We start from the raw sequence: 3,908 nt of genomic DNA, 5'->3' as shown, positions 1-3,908 counted from the left end.
GCGCATTGTCGACGGCGCCTTCCGGGCCGGCGCGGCCGCCCCGCCCGCCGCCGCCCCGCCCGGCACCTCCCGGTTCGAGGGCGGGTTGGCCGCCGACCTGGCTGCCCTCCGGTCCGAACTGGACCTGGCTGTTCCTGACGCGGTCCTGGCCCGGGGGCTGCTGGTCTGGTCCTCCCTGTTCGGTGCGGTGGGTTTTGAAGTCTTTGGCACCTACGGAGCCGATACCATCGCCAGTCCGGCAGAACTGTTCGAGCACCACTTGGCGGTCCTGGCCGGCATCCTGGGACTCGCCTGACCGGGTACGACGGCGGCCGGTCACCTTTCGCGCGGAAAGGCGGCCGGCCGCCGTCGTACTTGTCCTGAATCTACTGCGCGCTGACGCTGATGAGCTTGAGGGGCGCCCCGGTGGAATCCGTGACGTCCGCCAGCCGGCCGTAGGGGGAGTCCTCGGCCGGGCGGACGATCTGGCCGCCCAGCGACGCCACCTGCTCCAGCGCCGCATCCACATCCTGGACCCCGAAGTAGACGGCCCAGTGGGACGGGACGCCCTCCGGGAGGAAGCCGGCGGCGTCCATGATGCCTGCCCGGGCGTTGTCGCCCTCGCCGAGGGTGGTGTAGCGGAAGTCATCCGAGTCGCTCATGATGTGCGTGTCCCACTTGAAGACGTCCTGGTAGAACTTCACGGCGGCCTGATAGTCCCGGGCGTACAGTTCGTGCCAGCAGGGGGCGCCGGCCTCACCCATCACGTCGAAGCCCTGCCGCCGGTCCGGCTGCCAGCCGCCCAGCATCGCGCCGGCAGGATCCGCCAGCAGCAGCATGGTGCCCTGGTCCGCAACCTGCATGGGCTTCATGAAGATCTGTGCGCCGGCCGCCTCGGCGGCCTCTGCGGTGGCCTGGGCATCGGGGGTGGACAGGTAGGTGGTCCAGGCATCGGGGGCACCGGTTTCGGGGCTGTTCTGCATCATGCCGCCGATGGCCTGGCCGTTCCTGGAAAAGATGAAGTAGTGGCCGAATTCTTCGCCCATGTCCGTGGCGGTCCAGCCCAGCAGCTGGCCGTAGAAATCGGCGGATTTGGCGGGGTTGGAGGAGTTGAGGTCGATCCAGCAGGGAGTTCCGGGCAGGGAAAAATCGGGCGTGGACATAGCGTCTCCTTGGGTTCTGCAAGAGCGGGAGGGCAGACATCCTCCACTGCGACCCTAGTACCGGCACAGCGGCCGGACAAGGGGTCCGTTACCAACCCTTGACCTGCTTGAGCGTCGGTGGTGGACTCGAGGATAGAGCTGCCTCGGCAACCCTGTGACTGCAATCGACTGCATTGACGCCTGAAAAATCGTCAGAGAAATCCAGGGAAGGAAGCGTCATGAATGAAAATCCGTCCTATGCGGAAGGTGACGACCGTGCCATCCTGACCAACCGTCAGGGGCATCCCGTCTACGACAACCAGAACCAGCGGACGGTGGGACCCCGTGGTCCGGCCACCCTGGAGAACTACCAGTTCCTGGAGAAGATCAGCCACTTCGACCGCGAACGCATCCCGGAGCGCGTGGTCCATGCCCGCGGCTTCGTGTCCTACGGCGAATTCGAGGCCACCGGCAAGTGGGGCGATGAGCCGGTCAGCAAGTACACCCGGGCCAGGCTGTTCCAGGAGGCCGGGAAGAAGACCGACGTCGCCGTCCGCTTCTCCACCGTGATCGGCGGACACGACTCCTCCGAGGCCGCCCGTGACCCCCGCGGCTTCGCCATCAAGTTCTACACCGAGGAGGGCAACTGGGACCTGGTGGGCAACAACCTGGCCGTCTTCTTCATTCGGGATGCGATCAAGTTCCCGGACGTGATCCACTCGCTTAAGCCGGACCCCGTCACCTTCCGCCAGGACCCCGCGCGGATCTTCGACTTCATGTCCCAGACCCCCGAATCCCTGCATATGCTGGTGAACCTGTTCAGCCCGCGTGGCATCCCGGCGGACTACCGGCACCAGCAGGGCTTCGGTGTAAACACCTATAAGTGGTGCAACCAGGCCGGGGAGACCGTGCTGGTGAAGTACCACTGGATTCCGAAGCAGGGGGTCAAGAGCCTGACCGAAGAGGACGCGGCCAATATCCAGGCCATGGACACCGGCCACGCGTCCAAGGACCTCTTCGAGGCGATCGAGCGCGGCGACTACCCGCAGTGGGACCTGTACGTGCAGATGATGAGCGACGACGAGCACCCCGAGCTGGATTGGGATCCGCTGGACGACACCAAGGTCTGGCCGGAGAACGACTTCCCGCCCAAACTGGTGGGCACCATGACGCTGAACCGCAATGTGATCGACCACCACAATGAGAATGAACAGATCGCTTTCGGCACCGGAGTGCTGGTGGACGGGCTGGACTTCTCCGATGACAAGATGCTGGTGGGCCGCACCTTCAGCTACAGCGATACCCAGCGCTACCGGGTGGGCCCGAACTACCTGCAGCTGCCGGTGAACTCGCCGAAGGCTCCGGTGGCTACCAACCAGCGCGGCGGGCAGATGTCCTACATGGTGGACCAGGGCGAAGGCCAGAACCCGCACGTCAACTACGAACCGTCCATCACCGGCGGACTGAGGGAGGCGCAGTACGCCACGGAGGACATCGAAGGTCCGGAGCTGACGGGCCGGCTGACCCGGGCCCGGATCCCGCGGACCAACGACTACCTGCAGGCCGGGCAGCGCTTCCAGCTGATGGAGGACTGGGAGAAGGACGACCTGGTGCTCAACTTCACCACGCTGATCGGCCAGGCCGACCGCCGGGTGCAGGAACGCATGGTCTGGCACTTCTTCATGGCCGATGACGAGCTGGGCAAGCGCGTCGGCGACGGACTGGGCATCTCCGCCGACGACGTCAAGGACCTGGGGCCGCTGGCCACGCAGACGCTCTCCGAGGCGGAACTGGAGCGAGTCAAGAACCTGGGCAACAACGGACCGCGGAATGTCGAAGGCCTGAAGATGACGCACTGCGTGCCGAACGAGCGGGTGGTGGTGCAGCGATAGGCCGCGTCTCCGGTCGGCGCGCCTTGCCGAACAAACCGGCCCTCGCTAGCCTTAACGACGCCATTAGGTTGCTCCTACTACCCCTCCTATGAGGGGAGATCGGCAGTCCACCATGGACTTTCCAGAAACCCACCCCGCCGGCAACAGCCCCGTCCCGGGCGGTGGTGCCGGCGCGGACGATATGGCCCGCGCAGCCGAAGCCAGGCCCGATTTCCACAACCTCTCGGTCGAGGAATCCGTGGCAAAACAGGGAGCATGCGCGCGGATCCACGTGCCGACCGGCCGGGTCTGCACCCTGCCGCACAAGCATTCCGGCTCCTGCCACTTCGTCCCACCGGAGGAAGTTCAGGGAAGCCTGCAGCGGGACCATGCCGGCGGCACCCCCTAGCCGGCCATAGCAACAGGAGGACGACGGCGAAACCTCAGGTGCCGCCGTCGTCCTCCTGTATGCCGGTGCCGGTCAGTAGCGGTCCGGATCGCGCCCGAAGATGAAGCGTCGGCCGGTCACCTTGGTGTTGATGGTCAGTTCCGCCAGCTTCGTGCCGGGGTTGGTGCGCATGGTCAGGAAGCCGTTCCGCGCCACGAAGTTGATCGGGTAGATGTCCGGCTCGTTGGCGATGCTGAGGGCGATCCGGCCATGCTGGCCGTTCTCGAGCGGCTTCCAGGATTCCTGGGCCGATAGCTCGACAATCGGGTTCTCACCAGTGGTCATACCGGAAGTCTTCCAACCCGGTCCCGGCCACGTCAGAGGGCTTCTTATCCAATGAGATATGTCCGCGGTCTGCGGGGTAGCGGGTCAGCGCTTGCCGGCCGCCTTGCGCTCGGCAACCTTCCGGGCCTTCTTCGACATCGGCTTGAGCGCCTTGCGGGCGGCCTCTTCCTCGGCGATCCGGTT

5 protein-coding genes are annotated in these 3,908 nt (G+C 65.6%); 3 read left to right on the top strand and 2 right to left on the bottom strand.

All coding sequences use genetic code 11. The annotated features are described in order from the left end of the window. Positions 1–295: WHG domain-containing protein (locus AC5RW2_RS41155; protein WP_494075303.1), on the top strand; the 295-nt coding region annotated here is incomplete at its 5' end. Between the two features lie 70 nt (positions 296–365). Here AC5RW2_RS41155 and AC5RW2_RS41150 read toward each other — a convergent pair. Next, on the bottom strand, positions 366–1,142 hold the full coding sequence (locus AC5RW2_RS41150) for a VOC family protein (protein WP_494030339.1): 777 nt from the start codon (positions 1,140–1,142) through the stop codon (positions 366–368). A 218-nt stretch (positions 1,143–1,360) separates the two neighbouring features. Between AC5RW2_RS41150 and AC5RW2_RS41145 the strand changes: the two genes are divergently transcribed. Then, a complete protein-coding gene (locus AC5RW2_RS41145) occupies positions 1,361–3,013 on the top strand; it encodes a catalase (protein WP_494030338.1) in 1,653 nt (550 codons plus the stop codon). A 112-nt stretch (positions 3,014–3,125) separates the two neighbouring features. Next, positions 3,126–3,401 carry a hypothetical protein gene (locus AC5RW2_RS41140; protein ID WP_494002641.1) on the top strand — a complete coding sequence of 92 codons (276 nt, stop codon included), beginning with the start codon at positions 3,126–3,128 and terminating at the stop codon, positions 3,399–3,401. Positions 3,402–3,473: 72 nt separating this feature from the next. On the opposite strand, the gene AC5RW2_RS41135 is transcribed toward AC5RW2_RS41140, so the two are convergent. Further along, on the bottom strand, positions 3,474–3,725 hold the full coding sequence (locus AC5RW2_RS41135) for a pyridoxamine 5'-phosphate oxidase family protein (RefSeq protein WP_494030337.1): 252 nt from the start codon (positions 3,723–3,725) through the stop codon (positions 3,474–3,476). Between the last annotated feature and the right edge of the window lie 183 nt (positions 3,726–3,908).

It is taken from the genome of Arthrobacter sp. B0316-1-20 (assembly GCF_059091865.1).
The sequence above is the reverse complement of the archived record's forward strand: the minus strand, read 5'-3'. Positions and strand labels throughout refer to the sequence as shown.